Origin of the sequence: Flavobacterium commune (genome assembly GCF_001857965.1) — a bacterium.
Classification (GTDB): Bacteria; Bacteroidota; Bacteroidia; order Flavobacteriales; family Flavobacteriaceae; genus Flavobacterium; species Flavobacterium commune.
In genome coordinates this window covers 2,303,168-2,320,784 of record NZ_CP017774.1, presented here as the reverse complement: position 1 = coordinate 2,320,784, position 17,617 = coordinate 2,303,168, and the positions used below count along the sequence as shown (strand labels likewise).

13 protein-coding genes are annotated in these 17,617 nt (G+C 35.4%); 2 read left to right on the top strand and 11 right to left on the bottom strand.

Going from position 1 to position 17,617, the window contains the following annotated elements; genetic code table 11:
- Positions 1 to 118 precede the first annotated feature (118 nt).
- Together BIW12_RS09850 and rpe are read left to right on the top strand one after the other, a co-directional pair.
- The gene (locus BIW12_RS09850; RefSeq protein WP_007804760.1) at positions 119 to 982 is read left to right on the top strand and encodes a sigma-70 family RNA polymerase sigma factor; all 864 of its coding nucleotides are present in this window, start codon (positions 119 to 121) and stop codon (positions 980 to 982) included.
- 145 nt (positions 983 to 1,127) lie between these two features.
- Positions 1,128 to 1,790, top strand: a complete 663-nt coding sequence (gene rpe / locus BIW12_RS09845) for a ribulose-phosphate 3-epimerase (RefSeq protein WP_071184962.1) — start codon at positions 1,128 to 1,130, stop codon at positions 1,788 to 1,790.
- 191 nt (positions 1,791 to 1,981) lie between these two features.
- Here rpe and BIW12_RS09840 read toward each other — a convergent pair whose 3' ends face one another.
- The 11 genes from BIW12_RS09840 to BIW12_RS09790 all read right to left on the bottom strand — a co-directional run bounded on the left by BIW12_RS09840 (position 1,982) and on the right by BIW12_RS09790 (position 16,972).
- Entirely contained in the window at positions 1,982 to 3,085 is a 1,104-nt protein-coding gene (locus BIW12_RS09840) for a homoserine dehydrogenase family protein (RefSeq protein ID WP_071184961.1), read from the bottom strand.
- Positions 3,086 to 3,171: 86 nt separating this feature from the next.
- Complete coding sequence (locus BIW12_RS09835; RefSeq protein ID WP_071184960.1) at positions 3,172 to 4,464, bottom strand: O-acetylhomoserine aminocarboxypropyltransferase/cysteine synthase family protein; 1,293 nt, start codon at positions 4,462 to 4,464, stop codon at positions 3,172 to 3,174.
- Between the two features lie 301 nt (positions 4,465 to 4,765).
- The gene (locus BIW12_RS09830) at positions 4,766 to 5,626 is read right to left on the bottom strand and encodes a sulfite exporter TauE/SafE family protein (protein ID WP_071184959.1); all 861 of its coding nucleotides are present in this window, start codon (positions 5,624 to 5,626) and stop codon (positions 4,766 to 4,768) included.
- 390 nt (positions 5,627 to 6,016) lie between these two features.
- The gene (locus BIW12_RS09825) at positions 6,017 to 6,679 is read right to left on the bottom strand and encodes a DUF2461 domain-containing protein (RefSeq protein WP_071184958.1); all 663 of its coding nucleotides are present in this window, start codon (positions 6,677 to 6,679) and stop codon (positions 6,017 to 6,019) included.
- A 178-nt stretch (positions 6,680 to 6,857) separates the two neighbouring features.
- Positions 6,858 to 7,412, bottom strand: coding sequence for an REP-associated tyrosine transposase (locus BIW12_RS09820; RefSeq protein WP_071186294.1), 555 nt, complete (start codon positions 7,410 to 7,412; stop codon positions 6,858 to 6,860).
- A 359-nt stretch (positions 7,413 to 7,771) separates the two neighbouring features.
- Positions 7,772 to 8,329, bottom strand: coding sequence for a toll/interleukin-1 receptor domain-containing protein (locus tag BIW12_RS09815; RefSeq protein WP_232227071.1), 558 nt, complete (start codon positions 8,327 to 8,329; stop codon positions 7,772 to 7,774).
- 514 nt (positions 8,330 to 8,843) lie between these two features.
- Positions 8,844 to 9,506: a hypothetical protein gene (locus BIW12_RS09810; protein WP_071184956.1), complete on the bottom strand. Its 663-nt coding sequence runs from the start codon at positions 9,504 to 9,506 to the stop codon at positions 8,844 to 8,846.
- Positions 9,507 to 9,536: 30 nt separating this feature from the next.
- Entirely contained in the window at positions 9,537 to 10,619 is a 1,083-nt protein-coding gene (locus BIW12_RS09805) for a formylglycine-generating enzyme family protein (protein WP_071184955.1), read from the bottom strand.
- 174 nt (positions 10,620 to 10,793) lie between these two features.
- Positions 10,794 to 12,434: an arylsulfatase gene (locus BIW12_RS09800; protein WP_071184954.1), complete on the bottom strand. Its 1,641-nt coding sequence runs from the start codon at positions 12,432 to 12,434 to the stop codon at positions 10,794 to 10,796.
- 28 nt (positions 12,435 to 12,462) lie between these two features.
- Positions 12,463 to 13,914 (bottom strand): RagB/SusD family nutrient uptake outer membrane protein, encoded by a 1,452-nt coding sequence (locus BIW12_RS09795; RefSeq protein ID WP_071184953.1) that lies wholly within the window; start codon positions 13,912 to 13,914, stop codon positions 12,463 to 12,465.
- Positions 13,915 to 13,924: 10 nt separating this feature from the next.
- Entirely contained in the window at positions 13,925 to 16,972 is a 3,048-nt protein-coding gene (locus tag BIW12_RS09790; protein ID WP_071184952.1) for a SusC/RagA family TonB-linked outer membrane protein, read from the bottom strand.
- Positions 16,973 to 17,617 lie beyond the last annotated feature (645 nt).

The following is a 17,617-nucleotide window of genomic DNA, read 5'->3' as shown; positions in this document are numbered from 1 at the left end:
CCTTATTTTGACTTTGCCAATATTAAAATTATATAATTTTTTTACAAATTCTTGTAACTTTTCTGCAACTCCTAACGTATAACTACTTGTACACTATAAAAATTGGGACAACAAAATCATGAGACAACTTAAAATCACCAAGCAGGTTACCAATCGTGAAACTGCTTCATTAGACAAATATTTACAAGAAATTGGAAAAGTTGACCTTATTACTGCTGACGAAGAAGTAGAATTAGCACAACGCATCAAAGCTGGAGATCAAAGAGCTCTTGAGAAATTAACAAAAGCCAATTTACGTTTCGTTGTTTCGGTAGCTAAACAATACCAAAATCAAGGATTAACCCTTCCTGATTTGATCAACGAAGGAAACTTAGGTTTGATTAAAGCAGCGCAACGTTTTGATGAAACACGTGGATTTAAATTCATTTCGTATGCGGTATGGTGGATTCGTCAATCGATTCTACAAGCTTTGGCTGAACAATCCCGTATTGTACGTTTGCCTTTAAATAAAATTGGTTCTATCAATAAAATCAACAAAATGTATGCTTTATTAGAACAATCTAATGAGCGTCCACCATCTGCTGAGGAGATTGCAAAAGAATTGGATATGACTGTAAATGACGTAAAAGAGTCTATGAAAAACTCCGGCCGTCACTTATCAATGGATGCACCTCTTGTTGAAGGAGAAGATTCTAACCTTTATGACGTATTACGTTCCGGTGAATCTCCAAATCCGGACAGAGAATTAATCCACGAATCATTGCGTACTGAAATCGAGCGTTCCTTAGAAACATTAACTCCAAGAGAGGCTGATGTAGTTCGTTTGTATTTTGGTCTTGGAGATCAACACCCAATGACTCTGGAAGAAATTGGAGAAACTTTCGACCTAACTCGTGAGCGTGTTCGTCAGATTAAAGAAAAAGCCATCCGCAGATTAAAACATACTTCCAGAAGTAAAATCTTAAAAACATATTTAGGTTAATCCTCGCATTAATCTCTTAAAACTCCAGCTTAAAACTGGAGTTTTTTTTATACAATCATCTCTAAAACAAAGCTTATAAGTTGATTGCATTAAAAACATTTGATTTTGTACCTTTGCAAAAAATTAAACACACAACACAACCATAATGAAAAACACACTTATTGCTCCATCAGTATTAGCTGCTGATTTTGCTAATTTAGAACGCGATATCAAAATGATTAATACTAGTGAGGCTGACTGGTTTCACATTGACATCATGGACGGTGTTTTTGTTCCTAATATTTCTTTTGGAATGCCAGTTTTGGAAGCAATCAAAAGACATGCTACTAAAACCATCGACGTACACCTGATGATTGTTGATCCGGACAGATATATTTCTACTTTCAAAAAATTAGGTGCTGATGTACTTACAGTTCATCTTGAAGCAACAACTCATTTACACAGAACCCTACAAGCTATTAAAGCTGAAGGAATGAAAGCAGGAGTTGCTTTGAATCCACATACTAATGTTGATTTACTGGAAGACGTTATCAATGACATTGACTTGGTTTGTATTATGAGTGTGAATCCTGGTTTTGGAGGACAATCTTTCATTGAAAACACTTACGATAAAATCAGAAAGTTAAAAGCTTTAATCAACAAAAAAGGAGCCACAACCATTATCGAAATTGACGGTGGAGTAACCAATAAAAATGCCGCTCAATTAGTCGAAGCCGGAGCTGATGTTCTGGTAGCCGGAAGCTATGTTTTTGGTGCTGCTGATCCAATTGCAACCGTAGCCGATTTGAAAAAAATTACTACACTATAAAAAAGCAAATCCCATTCGCCGCGGCGAATGGGATTTTTTATAAAAACTGTCTTTTACATCTGTAGGTTCTAAGAATAAATGAGAATTGGTCAAAATGTATTCAAAAGTGGGATAATCAAGAAAAACATATCACCTTAATTAAAATAATTTCAGGCTACAGTAACTCCACACTCTTAAATTCTCTCGCACATTTAAATCAATTCTAAAACAGTTTCTTTAATCTTAATTTTTTCCGCGACTTCTAAAATATCCGTCAGCACACTTCTTGCCGTTACCTGTCTTCCTGCCCCTGCCCCCTGAATCACAATAGGCTCCGCATTGCTTTTGGTATATATCTCAACCAGATTATCTGCCCCTTTTAATTGACCAATAACCGAATCCCTGAATACCGAAACCGGTTTTACATCCAATTTCTTTTTGGCAATATCCAATTCGCCCACATAACGCAACACATTATTTTCAGCCTGAGCCAGTTTAGCCAATCGGAAAGGCTTGTCTAATAAGGATTTGTTTCTATTGTATTCAACTTTCGAAACATTCTCATTCAAATTAGGCAACAACAAAGACACTATTTTTACATCCGAAAAATCAAATTCATTTTCGATTTCGCGGGCTAAAATGAGTAATTTTCGTGCCACATCATTTCCGGCCAAATCTTCGCGGGAATCCGGTTCAGTCAAACCTAATTTCTCGGCATCCTTTAATATTGAAGAGAAATATTCCTCCTCATTAGAAAACCGATTGAAAATATAACTCAATGAGCCTGAAAAAACCCCTCTGATTTTGGTAATTTTTTCTCCTGAAAAATGCAAATCGCGAATGGTTTTAATTACCGGTAAACCTGCGCTCACCGTAGCTTCATACAAGAAACTCTTGTCGTGTTTTTTTAATACCCGACGCAATTCTTTATAAAATTCAATATGTAAGGTATTGGCTTTTTTATTGGCAGCCACAATATTAAAACCGTTTTGGATAAGCGGAATATAATTTTTAATAATTTCAGAACTTGCAGTAGCATCTACCGCAATCAGGTTGTCTAATTTCTTTTCCTTCACATAATCCAATATGTCCTGAAATTTATACGGAAATGCCAATTTTGTAAAATCGGCTTCCCATTTATTTTTAACGCCTTCTTTTTCAAAGAAAGCCAATGTAGAATTTGTAATTACAGGAAAACGCAAATCGATATTTCTTTTTTCAAGAAAAAATCGCTGGCTTTCAATGACCTGACTTAACAGTTCACTGCCTATGTTTCCAACTCCAAAAAGGACTACATTTATACGTATTGCTGACATGATTTCTCTATTACTAATTTATTGTTTTTTTTAAACTGCCCCCAACCAACCAATGAGGGCAGCTATAAAAAAAAACCAAAAACAAACTAAACTAACTTTTCAACCGGAAGCTTTGCAAAAGCCTCTTTTAAATCGGTTTTTAAATCTTCTATATCTTCTAATCCTACCGAAAGGCGAATTAAATCATTGGTAACACCCGTAGCAATTTGCTCTTCTTCCGATAATTGCTGGTGTGTTGTACTGGCAGGGTGAATAATCAGGGACTTGGTATCCCCTATATTGGCCAAAAGAGAAAATAATTTCACACTGTCGGCGAGCTTTTTAGCGGCTTCAAATCCTCCTTTTAGACCAAAGGTCAAAACACCACTTTGTCCTTTTGGCAAATATTTTTGTGCCAGAACATATTGCTTACTCACCTTCAATCCCGGATAATTTACCCAGGCCACTTCTTTTTGAAGTTCCAGCCATTGGGCAAGAGCCAATGCGTTTTCACTATGTCTTTTAACACGAACTGCCAAAGTTTCTAATCCCTGAATAATCTGAAAAGCGTTAAATGGACTCAAGGCTGCTCCGTAATCTCTAAGACCTTCAATACGAACTTTTGCAATATAAGCGGCATTTCCTAATACTTCATGGTATACTAAACCGTGATAACCCGGAGAAGGATCGGTAAATTCAGGGAATTTACCATTGCTCCAATCAAAATTTCCTGCATCGATAATTACCCCTCCAAGCGAAGTTCCATTACCCGAAATATATTTGGTCAATGAATGAATCACAATATTGGCTCCGTATTCAATTGGGTTTAATAAATAAGGTGATGCCACGGTATTGTCTACAATAAAAGGCACTTTAAATTGCTTCGCTACATCCGAAATAGCCTTTAAATCCAGCACATCTAATTTTGGATTTCCTAAACTCTCTGCAAAAAATACTCTTGTATTTTCTTTTGCAGCGTTAATAAAGTTAGATGGATCAGAGGCATCTACAAAAGTGGTCGTGATACCTAATCTAGGTAAGGTTACTTTCAGCAAATTATAAGTTCCTCCGTATAAACTATTCGAAGCAACGATGTGATCTCCTGCTTTCAATAAAACCAATAAGGCCGTAGCTATGGCCGATGTACCTGAAGCAGTAACCACTGCACCAATTCCTCCCTCGAGTTTTGCTAAGCGTTGTTCTAAAATATCATTTGTTGGATTATTTAATCGCGTGTAAATAAATCCTGCTTCGGCCAAACCAAAAAGATTGGCAGCGTGTTCCGAATTATTAAATACGTAAGAACTTGTTTGGTAAATTGGTACAGCTCTTGTTCCTGCGTTTTTTGTTACGTCGTGTCCTGCGTGTAATGCGTTTGTTTCAAATTTTTGTGTGCTCATGATTGATATGTTTTAATACTATTTTGTTTTTTAATTCTTGTTGAAAATTGCTTTATAAAAAAAGTCCTTTTGGACAGCTTACCAAAAGGACTTTTACATTTCATAGTAAACTATGATTATATCTTCCGTTTTAGGCAATAGCTTTCCGTGCTGCACATTGGCATCATACAACACAGTCTCATTGTTTTTGTTATTATTTTCATCTTTGTTCTGTTTTTAATTTTTAAAATATTTTCAAGCTAAACTACTTAATCTATAAAATTACTCTCCAACTAGTTAGTACTAATAAAATTCTAATTCATCAAAAAATGACTTTTGAAAGTGTATAAAATGAAGTCAATATAATTAACACTCCCACGGTTATCATCATCGTTTTTACAGCTAACTTTTTTGCGATGTAAGCTCCAAAAGGTGCTGCTAATGTACCTCCAAGTATTAGCCCTAAGATAATTTGCCAACTTTGAATTCCTGTGAAAAAAATTAAAATTCCTGCGGTAAAATACGTTACAAAAAATTCGGCAGTGTTTACTGTTCCTATTACCGTGCTAGGTGTATGTCCTTCTTTTATTAAATTAGAAGTTACAATTGGCCCCCAACCTCCGCCTCCAATGGCGTCTAAAAAACCTCCAAAAAGAGCATAAACAGGTGCTTTCTTCAAATCAGTTTTTTTGCCAGCATTTTTCTTAAACGCTTTAGAAATAATAATTCCTCCCAGAACTACTAAATAAAGACTAACATAGGGTTTTATATATTCCCCATCGATAACAGAACCTAATAAATAAGCTCCAACTGAAGCGCTCAAAACTCCGGGAACTATTAATTTTAAAAACAATGCTTTGTTAAAGTTACCAAACTTAATATGCGAGAGTCCTGACACACCAGTAGTAAAAACTTCTGCCGTATGTACGGCTGCAGAAGCTAATCTGGGAGAAAGTCCAAAACCTAGTAATACCGAATTTGAAGTAACACCATAGGCCATCCCTAAAGCTCCATCAACTATTTGAGCCAAGAATCCCGCTAGCAAGAACCAGAAAAATGTTTGATTAAATGTTAAATCTTCTGCGGAAGCGTTGGGTAAATACTTGATAACGACTACTGCTATTAACAACAGTTTTAATGCAACAATTACTACTGAAATATGTTTTAATTTGATTTTCTCCATTTTTTAATCTGTTCGTTTTTTTTATTGAAAAGTTTCTAATCAGATTTACAGCACTGATTACATCTTATTTTGATGCAAACCTACAAAATTATTTTACAAACTCTATAGAATTAGTAGAATTATTTTAAATAAAAAAATTAAACCATTAAAAACCAATAGCTTAACAGCTATTTTTTAGCACAATTCGTTTTCAAAAGGTTCAACATCTTGAATTTTGGGTAAAGGAGGTATCAGGATTTTCTTTTTTGTCTATGTAAAGTTAGTAACTCCTGTATTGCTTGCTAACTTTTACGGGGCACTGTCTTACAAAACCGCTATCCGTTGAACGAGATATTTAGTAGATATCCGAGCGATTAGGGGACAGTTACATTGCTTTATTATCGTTTCCTTTTAGAATAAAGGTTCTCCATTCAAATCCGTAGTAAGTAATTCACTCATATAATCGAAAAAAGGTCTCATTGCTAAAAATGTTGCCATCACTTCTTTCTGAAAATCATCAGATAAAACTTCCTGATCTGTAAATTCTCTCTTCACTACAAATTGTTTTTTCTTAATCAGATTAATTGCAGGATGATTTTTATCGAAGCCTTTTGGAGCCGTTTTTACTCCATCTTCTCCTTTAAGCTCCCCGAAGTATTTTACGAAAGTATTGTCGGAAGTAATCTTTTTGATTTCTGTTGTATCCCTTTCGAATTCTTTACGGATACGAAGTAAATCTGCACTATTTGGAGCCCAAAATCCTCCACCTACAAAACTGTTATTTTGTTCTAAATGAATATAATAACCACCTCTTAACATTGGCTTTGTACGGGAATATCCAGCTCCAAAATTAGTTTTATAAGGCGATTTATCTTTAGAAAAACGAACATCTTTGTAAATTCTAAAAATATGGATTCCTTGTAAACTATCCTGTTTTTGAAGTTCGGAATAAATCTGTTCGAAAAAAACTTTATTTTCTTTCACAATCAAATCGTATTCTGGTTTGTGCTTAGTAAACCATTCCCGATTGTTATTTTCTTTTATCTGTTTAAGAAATTCAAATCCTCTTTTCATAATACTATAAAGGTCAAAAGTCCGAATATTTTTCTCATTTGTTTCAAGTCTTAATTGTCTTTTCAGGTTGGAGCTTCTTAAAATTTCATTACTTAATCTCGTTTGTAGGCACGGTTTACTTCGTCAGTTCGAACAAAGGATAGCGCAGATTTGCAATCGTGCCCGTTCCAATAGGCAATTAAAACAAGTCTAGCAAAATCACTTCTAAATCATTATCTAAACCAGCATAATTTCTTGCTGAACTAAAATAATAATCTTCAGCGAGAGTCACTATTTTATCTTTTACAGGATTACTATGAATATAATTCATTTTTTGTTTAATAAACCAATTTGTTTCAACAATCTCTGCATGATAACCATCTTGCCAAACCTTATACTGTTGTTCTTTTTTTAAATGTTCACAAGATTTTTTAAAATAATCTAACATCCATTCTCTTCTACTTTCAGGCTCGTCTAGAATCGTTTGTATAATTTTCTTTGAAGTGAATTTTTTAAAATCTCGCATAATATCCGACAAAATAAAACCATTTGTTCCTTTACAAAGCAAATGAATATGACTCGACATAATACAATACCCATATATTTCTAATCCTTTGTTTTTTTGACAATATTGCAAAGCATTAATTATATTGTATTTCTGATTCAATCTTGTAAAAACATCTATCCAGCCTACTGCTGTTATAGTTATAAAATAAGCTTGATCTGTTGTGGTAGCTTTGTATTTTGTAGACATTTTTGTTTTAAATATACAAAAAAAGCCACAACGTTTTATTGTTGTAGCTTTTTGAAATGGTATTGCTTGCTCTCGCTTGTGGTATACTCCATCAGTCCTAACGAGGGATAGCGCAGATTTGTAATCTGTGCCCATTCCAATAGGCGACTAAAACAACTAAGGAAATTATTGCTTGCTCTCCTTTGCGGGCACGGTTTACAAAACCGCGCTATCCGTTGAACGAGATATTTACTGCATATCCGAGCCATAAGGGGGCTATCCGTTGAACGAGATATTTACTGCATATTCGAGGTCGGGGTTATCCGTTTACAGAATATACTATATATTCGAGAGATCGGGGTTAATGGTAGTTCTTATATTCAAACAGTTATTAACTCTGCTAGTTTTTTTGCTATATTCTCCATAGAATCATCTTGCGTGTCTAAACCATTTCTTGACCCCAATAATGGACTAACATCTCTTAAATCATCATATGTAGTATTGTGAACAATAGGTATAAGTTGATCTCTTGCAAGCAAAACGGATAATTCTTTATCTGCAACACCTTCATTTTGCACTCTTTTAAGAAAACTAGGGGTCACCAAAACAAGACCAATTTTTGATTTTGCTAATCCTTTATCAATTTCACGAAGAAATGAAGTTCCTAATGGTATGTCCTTTTCACTAAACCAAACACTGACACCGTTTGCAACTAGTAAATCATTTAACTCTAATGCAGATTCTTTTCTGTCGTCCCAAGCATGACAAAGAAAAACATCTCTTAAGTCAGGTTTTTCTGCTCGTTGTTCAACGACTTTTCTAATGGGTGTAAGAGTATTAATTTCAGTTTGAGTATAATAGATTGATGAACCAGAATTTGACCATCTTGCTTTTTGAGTTCTACCTTTTGAGACGTTATAATTACCCGAAGAATTCATGCTTCTACTGGAAGAATACGAATCGTTATATGATGGATAGGAATAATTCGACCTATAACTACTTCTACTACTACATGCTGGACAGTTGGCTGCGCCACTTGCTGTTCGGTGTCCATTTCTTGGAGCTGTACATTGTGCCATGAAATTTAATAAATTAAGGTTAGTATTTTATTTTAAACGTTCTTTTCTAAAGAATTAACGCTGACTCGTTTGTAGGAGCCATAAAATGGCTCCAATCTACCCAAATATAGTTTTTTGGCTTTGTGCCATTACAATAACCTTTATTTTTCCGAATATAAACATAATATTTTTTCCTAAAACCAAAAATCCTACAAACAACTAATAAATCCGATAATTTATAAGAATTACCACAAAAAAAGCCCAAGAACTAAATCCTGGGCTTTTTGCTTTTTATTTCTTTCCGGATTTTAATTTCCAGAGGGTTTCTATAAACGCATCCACATCCTGAGTGCTGTTGTAAAAACTTAAAAAATATTTCAGCTAATTTAGGCTATCAACTCTTAAATCGTACTATCTTCAAATTTGCAAATTTCCCTCCTGAATTATCACCTACAAAGAGACCAACTTTACCATCAGAATAAGGGCTTAAGCGTTTTACATGAAGTACTGGATTGAGATTTTTTTCGATAAAAACAGCTACTTCGGTTGCACTAATTTCAATTCGCGCATAAAACCATCCGTTAGGATCTGGAGCATTAGGAATTGCTTTTTCAAATTCGGCATTTCTTTCTTTCCTCAACTTTTCCCAGCCAAATTTAGGATGCGCAATATATTGCACCGCATGAATTCGTCTCACGGAATCCTGGGCATAAAAATTAAAGGGTCTAAAATAAACCGCTTCATAAATCGAATCATTTTGACCGTGAAACGCAATCCCCAGAAAACTCTTTTGAAAAACATCCTGTCCCTTCACATCTATTTCGATACTTCCTTTTGAGAAATTTTGGTTTTGAAGCCAGACTATTCCTTCGCCTTCCTTTTCGTTTAGTTCCAGTCCTTGGTATTTTTTATCATTCAAAGGACTAGCAATTCTATTTGCAATATGAAGTCTGTTTTTCTTAATTTCAGTATGTAGGTTTATTTTCTTCACCTTCTGTGCTGAACTCGTTTCGATTGCAAGTACAAGCACCAAAAACAATAATATCTTTTTTCTCATAATGTTATATATATTTTTAAATCACAAAAATTATTGAGCATCTTTCACACAGCGAAAACCCAAGTGATTACAAGCACTGGTGGTTTCCCCTTTTCCTCGGCTACCTGCCACATAGCGAATGCAATATTGGTCGCTACACAAATAGGAACCACCTCTTTGCACGTGTTTTTCAACACCCGGTTCTTCGGGATCATGACTTTCTAAAGGCCCTTGCGGATTATCCTGAGGACTCATTTTATAATAATCATCTCGGTATAAATCGTTACACCATTCCCATACATTTCCTTCCAAATCATAGATTCCAAAAGGATTTTTTGGAAAAGATTGCACTGGAGCTGCACCCACAAAACCGTCTTCGGCAATATTGTTATTCGGGAAAGTTCCCTGAAAAATATTGGCCAACCATTTGCCATTGGGCTTCAACTCCTGACCCCAATAATATTTAGTATGCTCTCTACCTGCACGAGCAGCAAACTCCCATTCGGCCTCTGTTGGCAAACGCTTCCCTGCCCAATCCGCATAAGCCTTAGCATCCGGATAACTAATTTGTACCACAGGATTATTTTCAAGTCCCACAATCGTACTTTCAGGACCAGATGGATGTTTCCAATTGGCTCCTGGCACATATTTCCACCATTGTTGAATATTTCCTAACGAAACTTTATCCGTTGGAGGAGAAAATACCGCAGAACCAGGAACTAAATTCTCAAGAGGAACTCCGGGATACTCATCGGGATTTAAAGGTCTTTCGGCAATGGTAATATAATTGGTCGCTTTTACAAATGCTTCAAATTGTGCATTGGTAACTTCGTGTTGGTCCATCCAAAATCCTTTTACACTTACGCTGTGAACAGGCTGCGCATCGGGATAATCATTGGTTCCCATTTTGAATTCGCCTCCTGCAACCCAGACCATTCCGTCAATTGATTTCGTTATATTTTCAGTAGAAATATTGGCAATTGATTGTAACAATAAGGCTTTCTTAGAGGTATTGGCTTTGCACATGGCTTCACAACTTGTTGTAGTAACTACAGCAACCGCCTTATTTTCTTGAGCAAAACTGGAATACAAACCACTAAAAACAACTCCTATTATTAAACTATATATTTTCATAACTACCTTTTTTTTGGGTTATCCCTTAAACAAACCCTATTACTTTCATTACATTAAAAATCAATAAAACAGAGTAAAAGGGACAACCGAAGCAGCCCCTTTTTACCAAACTAACACTAACAAACCAAGAGTTCCTCTCAATGCTAAAAATTGTAGTTCTTTATTGAGAGATTATTATTTCTTTGTAGCTGCACCAGGAATCAATTCATTTCCTGGCCTTATTTTGCTGTATTCTACCACGCCTGTTTTATTAGCCCAATCAAAATATTTAGCCGAAAGATCGTTCACAATTGCTGGATTTTGTTGAGCCAGATTGGTTGTTTCTCCTCTATCGGATTCTAAATCGTATAATTCCCATTGGTAAGACGGATAAATAGAAACCAACTTCCATTTCCCTTCTCTAACAGCTCTGTTTCCTGCTCTTTCCCAGAATATTGGAGCACCACGATTCACTTCGGAAGCACCGTCAAATAAAACCGGTAACAAACTTTTTCCTACTAACGGATTTGATTTTACACCGTTCAATTCTTTTGGATATTGAATTCCTGCCAATTCGTAAAAAGTAGGAGCTAAATCAATAAGATGTCCTGTTCCTTTGTCAATACGACCCGGCTTAATTTTTGACGGATACCAGGCAATAAAAGGAGAACTAAAGCCACCTTCGTGCATATTATTTTTATAATCTTGCAAAGGTGTATTAGACAAATAAGCCCAGTTTTGTTCCTGATAGTCAAATGAACCTGAAGTTCCAACTGGCCCGTCATTTTTCACCAAACCTCTTCTTAAAGGATTGTAAGTATTGAAACCACCTTGTGCTCCATTATCAGAGATGAAAACAATCAGCGTATTTTTATCTTTTTTCAAAGCTTTTAATTTCTCCAACACTTTCCCCACGTTCTGGTCCATGTTGTCTACCATTGCTGCGTAAACTTCCATTTTAGCCTTCCAGAATTGTTTTTCGTCATAAGTCAATTTATTCCATTCCGGTACTTCTGGATCTCTTGGAGCAATGGTTTGACCAGCTAACAAAATACCGTTTTCTTTTAATTTTTGAATTCTTTTCTCTCTTAAGGCGTCCCAACCTTCATCAAATTTCCCTCTGTATTTAGCAATATCAACCGCTTTTGCCTGTAATGGCCAGTGTGGCGCTGTAAAAGCCAGATATAAGAAGAACGGTTTGTTTTCTTTGTTTTGTTCGTCCAAAAATTGCACGGCATTGTTTCCAATTTCATCTGTAAAGTAATAGGAATCCGGTTTAGGATGCAGTTCTTCATTATTTCTAATTAGTGCCACCGGATAGGGTGTTTTACCAAAAGGCAATCCGTTAGTATTAAAATAATTGGCTCCGCCTTTTAAGATTCCAAAAAACTTATCAAATCCTCTTTGATTAGGCCACTGGGCTTTATCTTCGGAACCAACGTGCCATTTTCCAGACATTAAAGTGCTGTAACCCCCTGAGCGGAAAACTTCTCCTAATGTTAGCGATTCTTTGTTCAAATAGCCTTGATACGCTGGTAATCCTAAGTTCACATCAAAATAACCAACACCCGCTTTATGTTGATATTGCCCTGTTAATAACGAAGCTCTTGTAGGTGCACAAATCGAGTTGTTATAAAATTCGCGTAAGCGTGTTCCTTCTTTGGCTAATTTATCCAAATTAGGCGTGCTTATTTCGGAGCCATAATTTCCTAAGTCAGAATAGCCCATATCATCGACCATAATCAAAACAATGTTTGGTTTTGAAGTTGTATTTTGTGCCTGACTAAAAAAGCCAAATGCCAGCAAAAGGTTTAGTGTAATAAAAGTTTTTTTCATTTTATCTCAATTTAAAATAGTTGTTTAATTATAATTTCCAATCTGAGTTTTGTTTCAAATTTGGGTTTAAATCCAATTCTCTTTGTGGAATTGGAAAATGAACATGTTTAGGCTGTGCATTGTTTTTTCCTGCGGCTTTCAATCGGGCTACAAAATAATCTGGTCCTCTTCGTGCCAGATCAAACCAACGTTGGTATTCGTAAACCAATTCTTTTCTTCTCTCATTAAAAACAGCCTCTCTAAAATCATCTTTACTTAAAGCTGGTAAAATTTCAGAAAGCAACGGAATGTGGGCTCTTTCTCTAACTCTGTCAATCGCTTCATAAGCTAAAGCTGATGGTCCGTTCTGATACTCATTTGCTGCTTCGGCATAGATTAACAATACCTCAGCAAATCGAATTATCGGTGTATTTTTTGACGATTGTCCCGGCGAAGCTGGTGTGGTTGGATCAAAATATTTATTAAAATGCGGAGTTGTGGCATAGGTTTTTCCATCGGTTGGACTAACATATTTAACGGCAAAAGTCACATATTTACGAGCGTCATCTTCAGCAAAAGATTCAAAAAGTCCTCCGGCTGTGTGTAAAGCATCGGCCTGATCTCCTGCAATTCCCGGTACAGAAGTAGGTGCTGATGTAGAAGCCAACATGTTTCCATTCCAGTTAGTCAGTCCTTTAAACTGTGCCGAGAAAATATGCTCTTTACCATTTTTAGTGGCAACATTAAACACGTCTGCAAAATCTTCGAACAAATCATATACTTCACTATCAATCACTTCTTTACTTTTTTCGGCTGCTTGTTGCCATTTCTTTTGTGTCAAATACACTTTAGACAAAATACTTTTTGCTGCACCCGATGTCGGTCTTCCGTTAATTTGTTGTACTTCAGGCAATGCTTCGGCATCCAATAAATCCGTTTCAATTTGGGCATAAACAGCTGCTTCTGCTGTATTGGAAACATTCAAAGCTTCCGAAGTTAAAGTTGTGGTTTCATGTAAAACCAATGGTACATCACCAAACCATCGCACCAAATTGAAATACAAAACTGCTCTTAAAAACTTCGCTTCATTCACCAAATCCTTATCCTTTTGAGAACTTAAAGCTGGGTTATTCGAAATATTATCAATCGCGACATTGGCTCTGTTGATTCCATCATAACTTTGACGCCAAAGTTCTAACATACGGTCATTTGAGGCATCATGTGTTAAATTTGATAAGGCTCTAACATGCGCATTTCTGGCGCGTGGTCCTGCTTCATAATCATCCGTAGCCATTTCTGTCGAAATCTGAATTAAACGATTGTATAAAGTATGGGTACCACTATTCATCGCATTATGAATAGCAATTACAGCTGCCTCAGCATCTTCTGTTGTTTTATAAAAATTATTCGCTGCAATAAATGCTTTTGGATCTTCGTCCAAAGAATTACAAGCACTGATTGTAAAAAGAATCAGTAAACTTAATATGCTTATTTTTTTCATGATGTTTCTTTTAGAATGTTACACTTAAACCTGCCGAAATACTTTTAGATGCAGGATAAATTCCCGTATCTGTTCCCGGAGAAATAGAACTTCCGTTAGTTACTTCCGGATCAAATCCGCTGTAGTTTGTAAATGTGATTAGGTTCTCTCCTACCAATCTTAACTTTACAGCAGTCAATTTAAATTGCTCTATTAGTGTTTTAGGTAAATTATAGCTCAATGTGATGTTTTTGAATCGAACGAACGAACCATCTTCTACAAATCGATTTGAGAATACGGGTGCCGGATCTAACTTAGCACGAGGAGTCGTTGTACTTGGATTAGCTGGTGTCCAGGCATCTAAAGCAGATGTTGACGCATTTTGCTGTCCGTTGAACAATTCTAAGGCTTGTGAATTCCCGTTCAGGATATCATTACCAACAGATCCTTGTATTATAATACCCAATTCAAAACCTTTATAAATAAAGTTATTTGAGAATCCAAATGTGAAATCAGGTTGCGCATTCCCTATAGTAGTTCTATCAGCAGCAGTTGTAAATGCACCATCGCCATTGATGTCTTTGTACAAACGATCCCCAGCTTTAGGTGTAGCATTTCCTGTAAAAATGCCTTTAGTTGCTATATCAGCCGTTTGCAAAATCCCATCAGTTACTGCTCCGTAAAATGAACCTAAAGGGTCTCCCACTTTTAAAATGTAATTTCCAAAAGTGTAGAATTCAGCATCATTACCTAAAGCCAAAACTTTATTTTTATTGAAAGCAATATTAAAATTAGAGGTCCATGATAAATTGCCATTGCTTAAAGAAGTATTAATTCCTAACTCAATTCCTTGATTTTGTACCGAACCAAAATTTTGCAATGAAGATGTAAATCCGCTAGTGTATGGGATTTGAACATCTAACAATAAATTCTTAGTCGTTTTGCGATAAGCATCAAGAGTAAGAAACACTTTATTATTAAAAATCCCTAAATCAATTCCTGCATCAAACTGATTGGTTAATTCCCATCCTAAATCGTCATTTGCAATTCTTGTTGGTGTAAATCCAGTATAAATTTGGTCACCAAAAAGATATTTCACACTGCTCAATGTAGATAACGATTGGTATTCTCCTATTTCCTGATTTCCTGTAGATCCGTAACTTGTTCTAAATTTCAAGCTATTAATTACATTAGAAACCGGACTAAAAAAGTTTTCTCTATCAATTTGCCAAGCTGCCGCTACAGAAGGAAAATAACCCCATTTATTGTTTTTTCCAAATCGGGAAGAACCATCGGCTCTAATACTTGCAGTCAAATAATATTTGGAATCATAATTATAATTTAACCTTGACAAATACGAATTCAATGCCCATCTACTTTCACCGGAAGTAGGAATCAATGCTAAATTTCCACTTTGCAAACTATTAGAGCCCGTTACATCATTTACAAACTGTTGTGATCCTGTAGTAACAAAATCTCTGGTTGAACTTTGCTGTGTATAACCCGCCAAAAGATTAAAACTATGTACATCTGAAAATACTTTAGTATAAGTCAAGGTATTCTCGTTCAACCATGTTTTGTTATTAGCATTTCCTATTTTAGCCTCACCATTAGTAATCAAACCTTCATATATAGTAGAAGGAATATAAGTAGTTTCTTGATTAGCCAGAAGATCAGCTCCAAAAGAAACTTTCAATACTAAATTTTCCAATACATCATATTCGCCAAAAACAGTTCCTAGAACTCTTGTATTTACAGCTTTATTTTTACGTTCGTTTAAAGTAGCAATTGGATTTGAAAAGATGTTTTCAAAAGGATTTCTTAATGTGTAAGTACCATCCCTTTCATAAATGGTAGCCGTAGGCGGCATACTTAATAAAGCCGTTATCAACCCTGATGGCGCCACTTTAGACTTGGTTTCAGCTACCGAAAGATTCACTCCAAATCTTGATTTATCACTTAATTTTGAATTCAAATTAATTCGCCCACTCAAACGTTCAAAACCGGTGTTTTTTATAATTCCTTCCTGATTGTAATAGTTCCCGGAAATAGCATATTTGGTTTGGTTGTTCCCACCAGAAACACTCAACTGATGATTTTGAGTTTGGGCAGTTCTAAAAGCGGCATCCTGCCAATCCACCCCTTTTCCTAATTGAGCTATTTGAACATCTGATAAGTATTGGTTAGTCCCTCCCGCCGGATTAGTATCATATAAAGCTGCATTTCTAAGTCTTGAAAACCCCGCAGCGTCTAATACTGATACTTTTTTACGAACTTCTTGTTGCCCTAAAGAGTAATCGTAATTTACGGCCATGATATTCGATTTTCCTTTCTTAGTAGTAACAATTACTACTCCGTTTGCCCCTCTGGAACCATAAATAGCTGTAGAAGAAGCGTCTTTTAAAACTGTAATCGACTCAATATCTGCAGGATTAATTGCCGAAAGTGGATTAGTCGGACTACCGCTCAAAACACCTGAGGTTACATCTGAGTTGTAAATTGGAAAACCATCAATAACATAAAGCGGCTCGTTTCCTCCTTGTATCGAACTTCCTCCACGAACTCTAATACTCAATCCTGCTCCAGGCTGACCCGATGTTTGAGTCACATTGACCCCCGCAACCGAGCCTTGGAGTGCGCTCTCTAAACTACGCTGAGTAGATCGCAACGCCTGAGTAGAAACGGTTTCGGCTGCTCCTGTATAGTCTTTTTTGGAAGTAGTTCCATAACCAATAACAACCACTTCATTCAGCTCCTTTACATCCTCTTTTAATGCAATTTGTATGAACTTGTCATTAACAACTTGTTCTTTGCTAATGTAACCTATAGAGGTAATAACCAATGTGTAAGGAAAACTTTGTCCTGTTTGAAAACTAAATTTCCCGTCTAAATCAGTAATAACACTATGTGTAATTCCTTTAATTTGAACATTAACCCCTGGGATGGGTTGTTTTGTAATTTGATCTATAACTACACCATCAAGGGTAGAATTTATAGTGGGTTTTGTGCTTTGTGCGCTAATTCCTAGTGAAACTAGAAAAACAGCGAACCATAAAATTATATTTAATTTTTTTTTCATTACTTTGTTTTAGTTTAAATAATAAGGAGCCTGAAAGCTGATTTTATCAACTTTCTTTTTCCTTTTCTGAGATGAACATTTCTTTTTTAAACTTCGCCATTTCTGTTGCCGCAGAAATGGCTTTTTTTTATTTACAACACATTAACTTCATTTCTTTTATTTTTAATTAGTACTATTTTGATTTTTTATCAGATTTAAAAAAATATAATTTCTGTTTTACTATAAGAAATGTACTTTGCTCTCTCAGGAACATTTCTCATCTATTTTTTTCCAATAATTTTTTTGTGTAATTCTTCTTTTAAGAATTGGTATGTTTTTGATTTTGTGAAACAAATAATTCTTAAATTTTACAACAAAGAGTAACTGTACTTTATACAAACTCAACTAAACTCAAACTCATAAAAACTCTAACAGCAACAACACATTCGTCCGGGATTGGCGAATACTTGACTTAATTGCGTGATCAAAAATGAGGTGTTTTTGATAGTTTTCAAAGCGTTGTTTTTTTATTGATAAATAGCTATTTTAAACTCTACTAATTCTATAGACAAAATTAAGTTAAAAATTAAACTGACCAAAAGAAAACTTAATTATTTTAAAACAAATTACAAATTACATCTAAAAAAAGGAACAAAACAAAAATCA